Here is a 15011-nt window from a genome sequence, read left to right as displayed (position 1 = left end):
ACCGAGGGGCGCCCGCGGCGCGTCCCGGCCGGTTCCGGCACCTCCCGGCCGGTTCCGGCGGGTCCCACGTGTCCGGCGTGCCCCTGTGACGGCCGGGCCCGTTCTGTTGTCATGAGACCCACATCCTCACGACGCAGGGAGACACAGCGATGCCGAGCGTGTTCGTCCAGGGCGCCCCCGCCGACCACTACCCCCGCCACGCCCCCGAGGCCGGACGCGGCGCGGTGCGCCGCATCACCGAGGTCGGCGAGGAGGTCCTGCACCGGCCCTGCCGGGACGTGACCGAGTTCGGGCCCGATCTCGCCGCACTGATCGACGACATGTTCCGCACCATGTACGTGGCCGAGGGCGCGGGACTGGCGGCCAATCAGGTGGGGGTGGATCTGCGGTTGTTCGTGTACGACTGCCCCGACGACGACGGTGTCCGTCATGTCGGGCATATCGTCAATCCGGTGCTGGAGGCCGCCTCCGCCGGGCGGCGGCTGATCGACGAGGGCGAGGGGTGCCTGTCCGTGCCGGGTGCCGTGATGAGCGTGGCGCGGCCGGAACGCGCCGTGGTGCGCGGGCAGGACAGGGACGGCAGCCCGCTGTTGATCGAGGGCACGGGGTACTTCGCGCGCTGCCTGGTCCACGAGACCGACCACACCGAGGGCCACATCTACCTGGACCGGCTCTCGAAACGGGAGAAGAAGGACGCGCTGCGGCAGATGGCGGACCGGCGGGACGAGGTGTTCGCACGCCGGGCCGCCAGGGCCGAGCAGCTGAGCCGGGCCTAGGGCCCGCAAAGGCTCTCGCGGGGCCCCGCGAGGGCCCCGCGACAGCTCAGGCCTTCGGGGCCACCCTGCTCAGGCCGTTGATGATGCGGTCCATGGCGTCGCCGCCGGTGGGGTCGGTGAGGTTCGCCAGCAGCTTGAGGGTGAACTTCATCAGCATCGGGTGGGTGAGGCCGCGCTGGGCGGCGATCTGCATGACCTTCGGGTTGCCGATGAGCTTCACGAAGGCGCGGCCCAGGCTGTAGTAGCCGCCGTAGGTGTCCTTGAGGACGCGCGGGTAGCGCTGGAGGGCGATCTCGCGCTGGGCGGGCGTGGCCCGCGCGTGGGCCTGGACGATGACGTCGGCGGCGAGCTGGCCGGACTCCATGGCGTAGGCGATGCCCTCGCCGTTGAAGGGGTTCACCAGGCCGCCGGCGTCGCCGACGAGCAGCAGGCCCTTGGTGTAGTGGGGCTGGCGGTTGAAGGCCATGGGCAGGGCGGCGCCGCGGATCGGGCCGGTCATGTTCTCGGGGGTGTACCCCCAGTCCTCGGGCATGGAGGCGCACCAGGCCTTGAGGATCTCGCGCCAGTCGAGCTCCTTGAAGGCGGCCGAGGTGTTGAGCACGCCGAGGCCGACGTTGGAGGTGCCGTCGCCCATGCCGAAGATCCAGCCGTAGCCGGGCAGCAGGCGGTCCTCGGCGCCGCGGCGGTCCCACAGCTCCAGCCAGGACTCCAGGTAGTCGTCCTCGTGCCGGGGGCTCTCGAAGTACGTGCGGACCGCGACGCCCATCGGACGGTCCTCGCGGCGGTGCAGGCCCATCGCGAGGGACAGCCGGGTGGAGTTGCCGTCGGCGGCGACGACGAGCGGCGCGTGGAAGGTGACCTCGCGCTTCTCCTCGCCGAGCTTCGCGGTCACGCCGGTGATGCGGCCGGTGCGGTCGTCGACGACGGGGCCGGAGACGTTGCAGCGCTCGTACAGCCGGGCGCCGGCCTTCTGGGCGTTGCGGGCGAGCTGCTCGTCGAAGTCGTCGCGCTTGCGGACGAGGCCGTAGTTCGGGAAGGAGGCGAGATCGGGCCAGTCGAGCTGGAGGCGGACGCCCCCGCCGATGATCCGCAGGCCCTTGTTGCGCAGCCAGCCGGCTTCCTCGGAGATGTCGATGCCCATCGCCACGAGCTGCTTGACCGCGCGCGGGGTCAGGCCGTCGCCGCAGACCTTCTCCCGCGGGAACTCGGTCTTCTCCAGCAGCAGGACGTCGAGTCCGGCCTTGGCCAGGTGGTAAGCGGTGGTGGAGCCGGCTGGCCCCGCGCCCACGACGATCACATCGGCGCTGTTGTCGGAGAGGGGCTCGGTCACGGCGGGATCTCCCCCAGGTTCGAAATCTGCGTGCCGACCGGCACTGGACACGGGCAGTCTATTCAGCAGAATTGATCACCCGGCTGAAGGGCTGCCCCGTGAACCGAGCTCTCCCCGCAGTACGGCTGCGTGTGCCCACCGACGAGGACGCGTTCGCCTGGCACCGGGTCTTCGCGGACCCCGAGGTCATGGAGTTCCACGGCGGCCGCGCGGCCGAACTCTCGGTGTACGAGGAGCTGACCGCGCGGCAGCGCCGGCACGATGCGGAGCGGGGGTTCTGCCTGTGGTCGGTGCTGGACGGCTCGGGGGACGTCGTCGGCTTCACCGGCGCGCAGCCGTGGCCGCACGCGTGGGGTCCGGCGGGCGAGATCGAGATCGGCTGGCGGCTCGGCCGGGCGCACTGGGGCCTGGGATACGCCTCGGCGGCGGCCGAGGAGACCCTCGGCCGGCTGCGGAAGGCGGGGGTGCCGCACGTGGTGGCGATGGTCGACGCGCGCAACGCCCGCTCCATCGCGGTCACCCGGCGTCTCGGCATGCGGCTCGTGGAGCAGTTCACGACCCCGGCCTCGGAGCGGGAGGGGCACTGCTACCGGCTCGACCTGTGACCGGAACCTACGATCACCATTTTGGTGACTGAAAGTGACCAAGTGTTACAGATAGCCACCTGACGCTTCCGGGTGGCACCGCCACGGAGTTACCCTGCCAGTACCGCTGGGGGTGACATCTTGCGTATAACACCCAAATCACCTGAGACGCGCGTTCCTCGTCTGGTCGGTCTCATGGCCATGGACGCGCGCGAAACGGCCCGGGCGCGGGGCCTGTTCCTCAACGCGCCGGACCGCCCCGACTTCGCGCACACGGTCGTCGACTACGTCGTACGCCAGTATCCGCAGCCCGGCGCCGAGGTGCCGCCGGACTCGATGGTCTACGTGTGGTTCGACTTCGGTGAGGGCGAGGGCGGCGGAGGCGTGCGCGAGCCACGCATCCCACGGCCGCCCTCCGGAGGGGTCCAGCGGGAGCTCGGCGAGCCCGGGGACGCCTTCGAGATGATCAACCGCTGAGCGCGCCGCCGCGCCGCCTGCGGCCCGGCGGGGTTCAGCTCTCCTTGAAGCCCCGGTGCAGCGCGACCACGCCGCCGGTCAGGTTGCGCCAGGCCGGCTTCGACCAGCCCGCCTTGCGCAGCCGTTCGGCGAGGCCGGGCTGGTCGGGCCAGGCCCGGATGGACTCGGCGAGGTAGACGTACGCGTCCGGGTTCGAGGACACCGCGCGCGCGACCGGCGGCAGCGCGCGCATCAGGTACTCGGTGTAGACGGTGCGGAAGGGCGCCCAGGTCGGGTGCGAGAACTCGCAGATCACCACGCGGCCGCCGGGTCGGGTCACCCGGTACATCTCGCGCAGGGCCGCGTCGGTGTCCTGCACGTTGCGCAGCCCGAAGGAGATGGTGACGGCGTCGAAGGTGTCGTCACGGAACGGCAGCCGCGTCGCGTCGCCCGCCGTGAACGGCAGCCAGGTGTTGCGCTTCTTGCCGACCTGGAGCATCCCGAGGGAGAAGTCACAGGGCACCACGTACGCGCCCGCCTGCGCGAAGGGCAGCGAGGAGGTCGCGGTGCCGGCCGCGAGGTCGAGGATCTTCTGCGCGGGGCGCGCGTCGACCGCCTTCGCCACCTCCTTGCGCCAGCGCCGGTCCTGGCCGAGCGACAGCACGTCGTTGGTCAGGTCGTACCGTTCCGCCACGTCGTCGAACATCGAGGCGACTTCGTGCGGCTGCTTGTTCAGGGAAGCGCGGGTCACCCGCCCATTGTTGCAGCACGGTCCCACGGGACCAGTCGCGGCTTCTTCCTGGCCTGCTGGAGTCCGCGAACAGGTACGACGTCCAGGTCGCCACGGTCGACCTCATGACCATGAACCACGGCGAGTCCTACGACGGGGACATGGGCGACTACGCCGTCACCGCTGCCCGGGCCGCGCACGCCCAGCTCAAGAAGGTGTTCGGTCTGGTTCGGGGGCCTTCGCGCGGGCGCTGTCGGGCTGAGCCGGGGTCAGCGGGCGCGGTAGACCAGCCGTCCGCCGATCACGGTCGCCACGCAGGTCCCGGCGCCGCGCCGGACCAGTTCGGCACGGTCGCCGACGTCGAACACGGCGAACCGGGCCGGGCCGCCCGGCACCAGGCCGGGCAGCAGGATCAGCGGTGCCGGGGACAACGCCGCCGGGCCGGGCAGCCGGTCCGGCCGCCGTCCCACCGCGAGGCCCGCCCTGCGCACCGCGTCGAGCGCGGCCCGCGACCGCAGTTCCCCGGCCACCGCCACCGTGCCGTGCGCCAGCATCCGCTGCACCCCGCGCCGCGCGCTCGCGCCGAGGCGCGCGGGATCGGCGCGGAAGATCTCCCGCGCCCGCTCCCCGCCGATGGGCTCGGTGCCGAGCGCGTCGGCCTCGCGCGGGTCGGGGTGGTAGGTGGCTTCCAGCAGCTCCGGGCCGTACGGGTTCAGCAGGCCCGGGGTCAGGATCCCGGGCCAGCGCCGCACCCGGGCCCCGGGGTGGCCGTCGGCCAGTTCCTGGAACGGGCCGACGGCGGCGACGGACGCGCCGTCGGCCAGCACCGCCGCGTCGGGCGACTGCTCGGCGACGTGAAGGGTCAGCACAAGAGGCCCGATTCGCTCTAGTTGGAGGCCAGCAGCTTCAGCTCGGGGTGGGCGGTGCCGCCCTCGATCGCCGTGGAGGAGATGTGGGAGACCACCCGGTCGTCGACCGGGTCGTTCGCCGGGTCGTCGTGCACCACCAGGTGCTCGTAGGTCGTGGCGCGCTGCGCCGGGACGCGGCCCGCCTTGCGGATGAGGTCGATGATCTCGAGCCGGTTGGAGCGGTGCTTGGCGCCGGCCGAGGAGACCACGTTCTCCTCCAGCATGATCGAGCCGAGGTCGTCCGCGCCGTAGTGCAGGGAGAGCTGGCCGACCTCCTTGCCGGTGGTCAGCCACGAGCCCTGGATGTGCTGGACGTTGTCGAGGAAGAGGCGGGCGATCGCGATCATCCGCAGGTACTCGAAGAGGGTCGCCTGGGTGCGGCCCTTCAGGTGGTTGTTCTCGGGCTGGTAGGTGTACGGGATGAAGGCGCGGAAGCCGCCCGTGCGGTCCTGCACGTCCCGGATCATGCGCAGGTGCTCGATGCGCTCGGCGTTCGTCTCGCCCGTGCCCATCAGCATGGTGGACGTCGACTCCACGCCCAGCCCGTGCGCCGTCTCCATGATCTCCAGCCAGCGCTCGCCGCTCTCCTTCAGCGGGGCGATGGCCTTGCGCGGCCGCTCCGGGAGGAGTTCGGCGCCGGCGCCGGCGAAGGAGTCCAGGCCCGCCTCGTGGATGCGGGTGATGGCCTCTTCCACCGAGACGCCGCTGATCCGGGCCATGTGCTCGACCTCGGAGGCGCCCAGCGAGTGGATCACGAGCTGCGGGAAGGCGTCCTTGATGGCCTTGAAGTGCGACTCGTAGTACTCGACGCCGTAGTCCGGGTGGTGACCGCCCTGGAACATGATCTGGGTGCCGCCCAGTTCGACCGTCTCGGCGCAGCGGCGCAGGATGTCGTCGAGGTCGCGGGTCCAGCCCTTGGCGGTGTCCTTGGGGGCCGCGTAGAACGCGCAGAACTTGCACGCCGTGACGCACACGTTCGTGTAGTTGATGTTGCGCTCGATGATGTACGTCGCGATGTGCTCGATGCCGGCGTACTTGCGGCGGCGTACGGCGTCAGCGGCGGCGCCCAGCGCGTGCAGGGGCGCGTCGCGGTAGAGGACCAGCGCTTCCTCGGGTGTGATGCGTCCGCCCCCTGCCGCTCGGTCGAGTACGGCTGTGACATCAACGGAAGCGAGGTCGGCCTTCTCGGTCACCGGGCGTCCCTTTCGTCAAGGGTTGTGGACGGACCGAACCAGCCTACGCCAGCCCCTTCGTCCGCCCGCCGTCAGGCCGCGTACGCGCCGATCAGCAGGCCCGCGACGGCTCCGGCGAGGAGGAACGGCCCGAACGGGATCGCCGTCTTGCGGTCCGCCCGCCGGGCGAGGACCAGTGCGCCGCCGTAGAGCGCGCCGAGCGCGAAGCCGGCGAAGGTGCCGAGCAGGACGGTCGGCCAGCCGTACCAGCCGAGGACGGCGCCCGCGCCGAGGGCCAGCTTCACGTCGCCGAAGCCCATGCCCGCCGAGTTGACGAGGAACAGCACGAAGTAGCCGCCGCCGAGCGCGAGGGCGCCGTACAGCGCGGTGGGCCAGTGCCCGGCGTGCTCGGGCAGCAGCGCGGCCAGCCCGAGCAGCGCGAGCGCGGCGGCCGCGAGCGGCAGGGTCAGCGGGTCGGGCAACCGCCGGACCCGCAGGTCCACGGCGGCCAGCAGCACCCACACCGGGGTGAGCAGCAGCCAGACGGCCAGCTCGGGCCGGGTGCCGGTGGCCGCGGCGAGCGCCGCGCAGACCACGGCGGTGGCGACGGCGAGCCGGGCGGCGGAGGGTGTCACCGGTCGCGGTGCGGGGCCGCACTCCCCGCACACCGCCCGGCCGAGCCAGCCGTGTACGGGGTGGCCCGCCGGGCACCGGTCCCGCCAGGGCTCCTCGTCCGGGGCGGCGAAGCGGTAGGCGGCCCGCGGGAGCAGGGCGCCCGCCGCCGAGCCCCACAGCACGGCGACGAGGACCAGCACGCCGGTGCTCGCCTCGGCTGCGCCGGTCAGCGCGGTGCTGATCAGTGCGGTGCTCGGTGCGGTGCTCATGGGCCCGGGATCAGCCCGCCTTCGACATGCGGGCGACCGGATTGCCCTCGGCCGCGCTGTCCGAGGTGTACTTCAGGTCGTCGCCCACCGGCGTCAACCGCACCGGGTGAGGAGTGGGGTTGCAGCCCGCGTGGTTGTCCGGCGCGCCCGTCGAGGTCGCCTCGATGCCCGTGTCCGTCACCTTCTTCAGGGTGAGGATGTCGGTGCAGACGCCGCCGAGCTGGTCGGTCTGTTGGAGCCGTCCCAGTTCCTGGCCGGGTCCCGCCCGGTGGACGGTGAGCCGGAAGGTGCCCATGGGCAGGCTGCCGCCGAGCCCGGTGGCCTCGCCCTCCCAGGTGCCGATGTAGCGCGCGGGGACGGCGCCGCCCGAAGGGCCTCCGCGGCTGCGGCTGGGGGACGGCGTCTGGGCTCCCTGGGTGCCACCCGGCTCCCGGGTCTGGCCGTCGGCGGGCTGCGACGACGAGTGGGAGGCGGAGGGTGCGCTGCCCGCCGAGTCGTGGTCACCGCGGGCCCACGGCTGCAGCAGCGCCCCGAGTCCCACGGTCACCGCGGCCAGGGCGCCGGCCACGGCCAGCGCGACGGTGCAGCTCACCCGCCGTCCGCGCCCGAACTCCCCCGGCGCCGAGGCGGCCGCGACGCTGACGGTGACCTTGCCGGGCCCGGGCACCGCGTCCCGCGGCCCGGGCACCACGGTCGGCTCCCCGCCCGCGGGGCCCGTCCCCGGGGAGGGAGCTCCGGCCGGCGGCGGCGTCATCAGCGGAGCCGGCCCGAACACCCCGTCCGCCCCGGACTCGCCCGGACCGCCTCCCGGCCGCCCGCCGTCCGGCACCGGCCCGGCGGGCCCACCCACCGAGGGGCTCTCCACAGCGGAGCCGCCCCCGGCGAACCCGGAGTTCGCGGCTCCGCTCTCGGCAAGGTCGCCCACCGCGGCCCCGCCCTTGGCGAAGCCGGGGACTGCGGCCCCGCCGTCGGAGTGGCCGACCACCGAGAACTCGCCCCCGGACAGACCGGGCACCGCGGCGCCGGCCGCCGAAGCGCCTGCGTTCGAGGCGCCGCCCATCGAAGGCCCAGCCCCCGGGAACCCGCCCGCCGAAGTGCCTGCCCCCGGCGGCGTCACCCCCGCGGCCCCTCCCGCCGGCAAGCCCCCCGCCAGGGAGCCGCCCCCCGGGAACCCGGCCGCCGAAGCACCCGCCCCCGGCGGCGTCACCCCCGCAGCCCCACCCGCCGGGGAGCCGCCTGCCAGCACACCGTCCGCCGGCGCCCCCGTCGGGTAAGTCCCGGTGATCGAGGGGCTGCTGAAGCGGACCGGGCCCGATGGGATCGGGTCCGTCGTGTCGAGGTTGAGGAGGTGTACGGCGCCGCGGCTGACCTGTTCCACCAGGGGGCCCGGGAGCCAGCCGCTGGCGACCAGCCGGGCGGCGCCCTCGGGGGCGAGCCGGCGGGCCAGCTCCGCGGGGGCCGGGCGGGCCGCCGGGTCCTTCGCCAGGCAGGCGGCCGCAGCCTGGCGCAACTCGCCGGTCAGCGACCCCAGTTCCGGTTCCTCGTGGACCACCTTGTAGAGCAGCGCCGCCGAGGAGTCGCCGGGGAAGGGGGGCTCGCCGGTCGCCGCGTAGGCCAGCACCGCGCCGAGCGAGAAGACGTCGGCCGCGCCGGTGACCCCCTTGCCGAGGATCTGTTCGGGGGCCATGTAGCCGGGGGAGCCGACCGAGACGCCGGTCGCGGTCAGGGACGCCGTGCCGGCGGTGGCCCGCGCGATGCCGAAGTCGATGAGGAGCGGGCCGTCCAGGGTCAGCAGCACGTTGGAGGGCTTCACGTCCCGGTGGACCAGGCCCAGTTCGTGCACCGCCGCCAGGGCCTCGGCGAGGCCGGCGCCCAGGGCCCGTACGGTGTGCGCGGGCAGCGCGCCGCCCTCGGTGACGGCAGCGGCGAGGGAGGGACCGGCCGCGTAGGCGGTGGCGACCCAGGGCACGGCGGCCTCGGGGTCGGCGTCGAGGACGGACGCCGTCCAGGCGCCGCCGACCCGGCGGGCGGCCTCCACCTCACGTCGGAAGCGGGCCCGGAACTCCTCGTCGAGCGCGAAGTGCGGGTGCACGATCTTCACGGCGACCGTGCGGCCGCCCGCGCTGCGGCCCAGGTAGACCCGGCCCATGCCGCCGGAGCCGAGCCGGCCGAGCAGCCGGTAGGGCCCGACGGCGGCCGGTTCGTCGGCTCCGAGCGGCTGCATGGCGTCCACCTCTCCCCCGTAACGCCTTTGCGCAACGCCTCACTGCTGTCCGCAGCGTAGTGCCGCGGGGTTCACGGCTGCAGCAGGTCCACCCGTACGTCCCCCGGGAAGCCGGCCGTCGGGCCGACCCGGCGGGCGAACTCCGCGACCGCCTCCAGCTGCGGCCCGCCGAAGCTGAAGTCGAGGGTGGTGAAGTACTGCTCCAGGGTGGCCTCGTCGAAGGACTCCCAGCGGGCGGCCTGCTCGGCGACCTTGCCGACCTCCTCGAGGGAGAGGTTGCGGGAGGCGAGGAAGGCCTCGTGGACCTTGCGGGTGATGAACGGCTCGCGCTCCGCGTAGTCGCGCCGGGCCGCCCAGACCGCGAAGACGAACGGCAGGCCCGTCCACTCCTTCCACAGCGCGCCCAGGTCGTGGACGGCGAGCCCGTAGCGGGGTCCGTCGATCAGGTTGGCGCGCAGGGCGGCGTCGCCGATGAGGACGGCGGCGTCCGCCTCCTGCATCATCAGGCTGAGGTCGGGCGGGCAGGTGTAGTAGTCGGGCCGCACGCCGAACCGCTCGGCCAGCAGGAGCTGGGCCAGCCGGACCGAGGTCCGGGAGGTCGAGCCGAGGGCGACCCGGGCGCCGTCCAGCCGGTCGAGGGGCACCTGCGAGACGATCACGCACGACATCACGTCGCCGTCGCAGCCGACGGCGATGTCCGGGAAGGCGACGAGGTCGTCGGCGTTGCGCAGGAACTCCACGAGGGTGACCGGACCGATGTCCAGGTCGCCGCGCACGAGCTGCTCGCTGAGCTTCTCCGGGGTGTCCTTCGTCAGCTCGAAGTCGAGGAGCGTGCCGGTTCTCGCGAGCCCCCAGTAGAGGGGCAGGCAGTTCAGGAACTGGATGTGGCCGACGCGCGGCCGGGTGCGAGAATTGTCCACATCGCGAGACTAGACCCCGTCCTGTACGGTGCTCAGACCGACCCCACCGTCAGCACATCCACCCGAGGGTTCAAACCTTCGGGTGAAGTGATCTTGACCTCTATTGCATTCGGCTGCCCACATGCTAGGCTCGCCGCAAGTTGCAGTTTGGTTTCCCTTGCAGTACAGAGCCTGCGGAGCATGTGACCGCGGGCTCTCGTCGTTTTCAGACGAATGCAGTTGTGCAGCACCGTTTCGCACGTGCAGGTTCTGGAGCAGGGCAACCCTTTTGGGCCCAAGGAGGGCTTATGGCTACCGGAACCGTTAAGTGGTTCAACGCCGAAAAGGGCTTTGGCTTCATCGCCCAGGAGGGCGGCGGCCCCGACGTCTTCGTTCACTACTCCGCGATCAACGCCACCGGCTTCCGCTCCCTCGAGGAGAACCAGCAGGTGAGCTTCGACGTGACGCAGGGCCCGAAGGGCCCGCAGGCGGAGAACGTCACCCCCGTCTGATCACTGCCTGATCGCAGAACCTGAGTGCAGTACCCAAGGAGCCCCGCGCCGTACGGCGACGGGGCTCCTGCCTTTTCCGGGCCGTCGTCCCGGTGAATTCCCGGCGAATTCTCCGGGTGCGCCATCGTGGACAATCGCCGGCGTCGAGTTTCCCTTCTCCGCCGTCCGTTCGCCACGGTGCGCTGTCACAGCCGGCCACTACGGTCGCTGTCCATGACTGACGCCCACCCCCCTTCCGGCCCGCCCGCCCATGACTTCATCGCCGCCACCCGCGTCTTCTGGGACACCGTCGCCGACGACTACGCCGACCGCTTCCGGGACGAGTTCGTGGGCCGGCCCCTGGAGCTGGCTCTGCTCGCCACGTACGCCGAACTCGTCGGTCCCGGCGGCCGGGTGGCCGACCTCGGCTGCGGTCCCGGGCGGGTGACGGGACGCCTCGCCGCGCTCGGCCTGGACGTGTTCGGGCTCGACCTGTCGGAGTCCATGCTCGCGATCGCCCGGCGCGAGAACCCGGGGCTGCGCTTCGAGCTCGGCTCCATGCTGGAGCTCGACCTCCCGGACGGCGCGCTGTCCGGGGTCGTCTCCTGGTACTCCAGCATCCACACCCCCGCCGAGCGACTGCCCGCGCTCTTCGCCGAGTTCCACCGGGTGCTGGCGCCCGGCGGCCACCTCCTGCTCGGGTTCCAGGCCGGGGACCACACCCGCCGCCACGACCGGCCCTGGGGTCACCCGGTGGTGCTGGACTTCCACCGGCGCCGCCCCGAGCACGTCGCGGAGCTGCTCACGGACGCCGGTTTCGGCGTCCTCTCCCGGACCGTGCGCGAACCCTCGGAATCCCTCGGTGAGCAGGTGGCCCAGGCCTTCCTGTTCGCCCGGAGACCCCGCCCCGAGGAGGCCCAGAACCAGTTGAAACCAGGAGTACCGGGAGCCTGACCCGGGCCGGGAACCGGCGGGGACGGCATGGGGATCGCCTCCCAAGAGCATCGGTGACGGCGCTGGGGAGAGGCCCGGCGACCGGATCACGAGTCCGTCTCTTCCTGGGGGTTTCACCTATGCGCACCATCACACTGCGTACGAAGACGGTTCTGGCCACGCTCGCCGGCGCAGGAGTCCTGACGCTCGGCACCGCGGCGGCCGTCCCGGCGACCGGTGTGCAGGACGCCCTGGTGCACATCGCCTCGGGAGCGACGGGAAGCCACTCGCACTCCGTGTCCTTCCTGGCGGACGACCGGGAGCCCACGCTGATCCACGCCTGATCCCGCGGCCGCTCGCACGGCACGCGCACGACGTCGACGGCACCGGCCTGGCACCCGCCCGGTCGGTGCCGTTGCGCACCGGGACCGGACCGGTACCGAATCTGATCGGCCTGGACCGGTATCGACCCGGACCGGGCCGGCCTGGGCCGAGCCGCACCGGGCCGATACCGTCGGCGCGCGGCAGGACCGCGGACGGACGGCGGCGGCACCCGGCGTCACAGGCGGCGGCCCTCCGGGGTCACCCCCATCGCGTCGTACATCTTGTCCGCCGCCGACTGGTGGCGCGACGCCGTCGATTCGTCGCCCAGCGCCTGCGCCGCCTCGGCCATGCCGTGCAGGGCGCGGGCCGTCTCGAAGCGGTAGCCGAGCCGTGAGGCCAGCTCGTGGGCGTGCCGGTGGAGTTCCATCGCCCGGGCAGGGGCGCCGCCGCGCAGGTGGACCAGACCGACCACGTTGACCACGGCCGCCTGGCGCAGCACCGTGCCCTCCGCGGAGACCAGGTCGAGGGCGCGCTCGGCGTGTTCGGCGGCCGCGTCCCGCTCGCCGAGGCGCTGGCAGATCCGGGCCCAGTGCGCCAGCACGAAGGCGACGTTGCCGGGCTGTCGGGAGTCGTCGCACAGTTCGAGGGCCTGGGAGAGGCAGGCGCGCGCCCGCTCGTCCTCCCCGGTGCCGAGGTGGGCCAGCGCCAGGTAGGTCAGTGAGTGGATCTCGTTGCCGCGCTCGCCGATGCGCCGGTTCAGTTCGGTGGCCCGGGCCGCGTACCGGGCGCCCTCGGCGTAGTGCCCCGCCCAGGTCTGCACGGTGCTGAGGTTGGCCAGCGCCTGGGCCTCCATCCGGACCGCGCCCAGTTCCTCGTGCAGGGCGATGCCCTGGGCGAGGTAGGTGCGGGCCGCGTCGAAGTTGCCGAGCGCGCCGTGCAGCAGGCCGAGCACGTCGAGGCAGCTCGCCTCGGTGCGCCGGTCGTGTCCTGCGGCCACCTCAAGGCCCTCCTGGGCGGTGGTGATGCCGTCCTGGAAGTCGCCGAGCCACCAGTGGGCCACGGCCAGGTTGGACAGGCTCAGGCTCAGCAGCCCCGGGTCGTCGAGCTGCCGGCAGGCGGTGACCGCGATCCGGTTGACGACCCGGAACTCCTCGTAGTGGCCGCGCAGATGGAGGTAGAACAGCACGTTGCGGGCGAGCAGGGCGGCCGTGCTGTGCAGCCGCTGCGCGCCGGCCTGCGCGACGACAGCGAGCAGCGCCTCGTGCTCCCGGTCGAACCAGCGCAGCGCCTGGTCCCGGCCCTCGATCCGGGGCAGCTCGGGTGTGCCCTCGGCCGGTGGCTCGCCGAACCGGTTGCGGCCGGGGAAGAGCACGTCGCAGGAGCGGTCGGTGGCGAGCATGTAGTACACGACCAGCCGCTCGACCGCGCCCTCCTCGTCGTCCTGCGCCTCCCGCACGCTCATCGCGTACGTCCGCACCAGGTCGTGGAATCCGTACAGGCCCGCCTCGTGCTGCTCCAGCAGGTGCGCGTCGAGCAGGTGCTCCAGGACGTCCTCGGCGTCGTGGACGTCGGTGCCGAGCAGCGCGGCGGCCGAGTGGACGTCGATGGCGCTGCCCGGGTGCAGTCCGAGCAGCCGGAACGCGACGCGCCGGTCCGCCTCCATCGCCTGGTACGACAGCCGGAGCGTGGCCTCGACGCTGCGTTCGCCGGCGCTCAGTTCGCGCAGCCGCCGGGTCTCGTCGGCGAGCCGGTCGACCAGGTACCGGACGGTCCAGCGGGGCCGGTTGCGCAGCCGGGCGGTGGTGATGCGCAGGGCGAGGGGCAGGCCGCAGCACAGCCGGGCCAGTTCGCCGACGGCGTCGGGCTCGGCGGCGGTGCGCTGGGTGCCGAGCATGCGGGTGAGCAGCGTGGTGCTGTCGTCGGCCGAGAGCAGGCCGAGGGAGAGCCATTCGGCACCGTCGAGTTCGAGCATGCGGACCCGGCTGGTGAGGATGGCCAGGCAATCCTCGGAGGCGGGCAGCAGGGGGCGCACCTGGGCGGCGTCGGCGGCGTTGTCGAGCAGGAGCAGCATCTTGCGCTGGGCGGAAACGGTTCGCCACAGGAGGGTGCGGCGCTCCAGGTCGTCCGGGATCCGGTCGTCCGGGATGCCGACGGTGCGCAGCAGGGAGTGCAGGACGGCGCCCGGTTCCTGGGCCTTCTCGCCCGGGCTGAACCCTCGCAGGTCGACGAAGAGCTGACCGTCCGGGTAGTCCGCGGCGAGCAGGTGGGCCGCGTGCACGGCGAGCGCGGTCTTGCCGCTGCCGCCCATGCCGTCCACGCCGACGATCCGGGTGCCCTGCCCGGCCGGGTCCTGGCCCACCTCGAGCAGCCGGGCCAGTTCCTCGTCCCGGCCGGTGAAGTCCGGCAGGTCGTAGGGCAGGGTGCAGGGCGCGGGCTCGGACCGGTCCGGCTGGGTGAGCGGGGCGGGGACGAGGAGGGCGGCACGGTCGGACACGGACTGCGGGACGCGGGGTGCCACCTCGGGGCTGTCGCGCAGGATGGCTTCGTACAGCCGGGTCAGCTCGGCGCCCGGGTCGATGCCGAGCTCCTCGACGAGCAGTTCACGCACCCGGCCGAACTCCTCCAGGGCGTCCGCCTGCCGGCCCGCCCGGTACAGGGCGAGCATCAGCCGTCCGCGCAGGGTCTCCCGCAGCGGGTGGGCGTTGACCAACTCGCGTAGAGGGCCGATGAGCTGGCCCGACTCCCCCAATTCCAGCTGGAGTTCGAAGTACTGCTCGGCGACCGCCATGTGGCGTTCCTCGAGCGCTGCGGAGGCCGCGGAGATCACCGCGCCGCCCGCGCCGGACAGCACCGGGCCGCGCCACAGGTCCAGGCAGGCCCGCAGGTGGCCGACCGCCTCGGCGGGCCGCCCGGCGGCCACCGCCTGCCGGGCCTCGGCCGCGCGGCGGCCGAACTCGTCCAGGTCCAGCTCGTTGTCGCCGAGGACGGCCCGGTACCCGGCGCCGTCGGTGACGATCAGCGAGGCGCCGCCGGGGATGCGGGTGCGCAGCGCGGCGACGGCCTTGCGGATCTGGTGGCCCGCGGTCTGCGGCGGCTCGTCGTCCCAGGCGGCGGCCACCAGGCGGGGCACCGGCACCATGCGTCCCGGTTCGAGTAAGAGCGTGACGAGCACCCGTTCCTGGGTGGGGCTGCCGAGCCTCAGCCGCCGTTCGCCGTGCCAGCCTTCCAACGAGCCGAGGATGTTGAAGCGCACGACAGGCCGACCGGATGCCGCCGACTCCACGAACCCGTCCCCCCCGC

Annotated in this window: 14 protein-coding genes and 1 pseudogene; 7 read left to right on the top strand and 8 right to left on the bottom strand. The window is 73.1% G+C overall.

The window, feature by feature from the left end:
• The first annotated feature begins 149 nt into the window (after positions 1-149).
• On the top strand, positions 150-776 hold the full coding sequence (gene def / locus PV343_RS15440; RefSeq protein ID WP_319147481.1) for a peptide deformylase: 627 nt from the start codon (positions 150-152) through the stop codon (positions 774-776).
• Positions 777-822: 46 nt separating this feature from the next.
• Here def and PV343_RS15435 read toward each other — a convergent pair whose 3' ends face one another.
• Entirely contained in the window at positions 823-2106 is a 1284-nt protein-coding gene (locus tag PV343_RS15435) for a geranylgeranyl reductase family protein (protein ID WP_319147480.1), read from the bottom strand.
• Between the two features lie 98 nt (positions 2107-2204).
• Here PV343_RS15435 and PV343_RS15430 point away from each other — a divergent pair, with 98 nt between their 5' ends.
• Positions 2205-2711, top strand: a complete 507-nt coding sequence (locus tag PV343_RS15430; RefSeq protein WP_319147479.1) for a GNAT family N-acetyltransferase — start codon at positions 2205-2207, stop codon at positions 2709-2711.
• Positions 2712-2831: 120 nt separating this feature from the next.
• Positions 2832-3167, top strand: coding sequence for a PASTA domain-containing protein (locus PV343_RS15425; RefSeq protein ID WP_078614771.1), 336 nt, complete (start codon positions 2832-2834; stop codon positions 3165-3167).
• Positions 3168-3201: 34 nt separating this feature from the next.
• Here PV343_RS15425 and PV343_RS15420 read toward each other — a convergent pair whose 3' ends face one another.
• Positions 3202-3897, bottom strand: a complete 696-nt coding sequence (locus tag PV343_RS15420) for a demethylmenaquinone methyltransferase (RefSeq protein WP_319147478.1) — start codon at positions 3895-3897, stop codon at positions 3202-3204.
• A 53-nt stretch (positions 3898-3950) separates the two neighbouring features.
• Here PV343_RS15420 and PV343_RS15415 point away from each other — a divergent pair.
• Positions 3951-4103, top strand: a pseudogene (locus tag PV343_RS15415) (hydrolase); the annotation flags it as partial.
• Positions 4104-4145: 42 nt separating this feature from the next.
• Here the strand turns inward: PV343_RS15415 and PV343_RS15410 are convergent.
• From PV343_RS15410 to PV343_RS15390, 5 genes are all read right to left on the bottom strand, one after another.
• Positions 4146-4745, bottom strand: a complete 600-nt coding sequence (locus PV343_RS15410; RefSeq protein WP_319147477.1) for a hypothetical protein — start codon at positions 4743-4745, stop codon at positions 4146-4148.
• Positions 4746-4762: 17 nt separating this feature from the next.
• On the bottom strand, positions 4763-5977 hold the full coding sequence (gene mqnC / locus PV343_RS15405) for a cyclic dehypoxanthinyl futalosine synthase (protein ID WP_319147476.1): 1215 nt from the start codon (positions 5975-5977) through the stop codon (positions 4763-4765).
• 71 nt (positions 5978-6048) lie between these two features.
• Positions 6049-6840 (bottom strand): prepilin peptidase, encoded by a 792-nt coding sequence (locus tag PV343_RS15400; RefSeq protein ID WP_319147475.1) that lies wholly within the window; start codon positions 6838-6840, stop codon positions 6049-6051.
• A gap of 10 nt (positions 6841-6850) precedes the next feature.
• Positions 6851-9064, bottom strand: coding sequence for a serine/threonine-protein kinase (locus PV343_RS15395; RefSeq protein ID WP_319147474.1), 2214 nt, complete (start codon positions 9062-9064; stop codon positions 6851-6853).
• 71 nt (positions 9065-9135) lie between these two features.
• Complete coding sequence (locus tag PV343_RS15390; RefSeq protein ID WP_319147473.1) at positions 9136-9984, bottom strand: menaquinone biosynthetic enzyme MqnA/MqnD family protein; 849 nt, start codon at positions 9982-9984, stop codon at positions 9136-9138.
• A 287-nt stretch (positions 9985-10271) separates the two neighbouring features.
• Between PV343_RS15390 and PV343_RS15385 the strand changes: the two genes are divergently transcribed.
• The 3 genes from PV343_RS15385 to PV343_RS15375 all read left to right on the top strand — a co-directional run bounded on the left by PV343_RS15385 (position 10272) and on the right by PV343_RS15375 (position 11731).
• Complete coding sequence (locus PV343_RS15385; RefSeq protein ID WP_004984723.1) at positions 10272-10475, top strand: cold-shock protein; 204 nt, start codon at positions 10272-10274, stop codon at positions 10473-10475.
• 213 nt (positions 10476-10688) lie between these two features.
• Entirely contained in the window at positions 10689-11408 is a 720-nt protein-coding gene (locus tag PV343_RS15380; RefSeq protein WP_319147472.1) for a class I SAM-dependent methyltransferase, read from the top strand.
• A gap of 119 nt (positions 11409-11527) precedes the next feature.
• Positions 11528-11731 carry a hypothetical protein gene (locus PV343_RS15375; RefSeq protein WP_319147471.1) on the top strand — a complete coding sequence of 68 codons (204 nt, stop codon included), beginning with the start codon at positions 11528-11530 and terminating at the stop codon, positions 11729-11731.
• 215 nt (positions 11732-11946) lie between these two features.
• Here the strand turns inward: PV343_RS15375 and PV343_RS15370 are convergent, their stop codons facing one another.
• Positions 11947-14964, bottom strand: coding sequence for an AfsR/SARP family transcriptional regulator (locus PV343_RS15370; protein ID WP_319147470.1), 3018 nt, complete (start codon positions 14962-14964; stop codon positions 11947-11949).
• Between the last annotated feature and the right edge of the window lie 47 nt (positions 14965-15011).

It is taken from the genome of Streptomyces sp. WI03-4A (assembly GCF_033792105.1).
Lineage (GTDB): Bacteria > Actinomycetota > Actinomycetes > Streptomycetales > Streptomycetaceae > Streptomyces > Streptomyces collinus_A.
Note: the sequence above shows the minus strand (reverse complement) of the source record. Positions and strands in the feature narration are given on the sequence as shown.

Excerpts from the sequence above, each read along its gene's own strand:
- def (WP_319147481.1), top strand. The coding sequence starts at position 150 with ATGCCGAGCGTGTTCGTCCAGGGCGCCCCCGCCGACCACTACCCCCGC.
- PV343_RS15400 (WP_319147475.1), bottom strand. The coding sequence starts at position 6,840 with ATGAGCACCGCACCGAGCACCGCACTGATCAGCACCGCGCTGACCGGC.
- PV343_RS15395 (WP_319147474.1), bottom strand. The coding sequence starts at position 9,064 with ATGCAGCCGCTCGGAGCCGACGAACCGGCCGCCGTCGGGCCCTACCGG.
- PV343_RS15385 (WP_004984723.1), top strand. The coding sequence starts at position 10,272 with ATGGCTACCGGAACCGTTAAGTGGTTCAACGCCGAAAAGGGCTTTGGC.
- PV343_RS15380 (WP_319147472.1), top strand. The coding sequence starts at position 10,689 with ATGACTGACGCCCACCCCCCTTCCGGCCCGCCCGCCCATGACTTCATC.
- PV343_RS15375 (WP_319147471.1), top strand. The coding sequence starts at position 11,528 with ATGCGCACCATCACACTGCGTACGAAGACGGTTCTGGCCACGCTCGCC.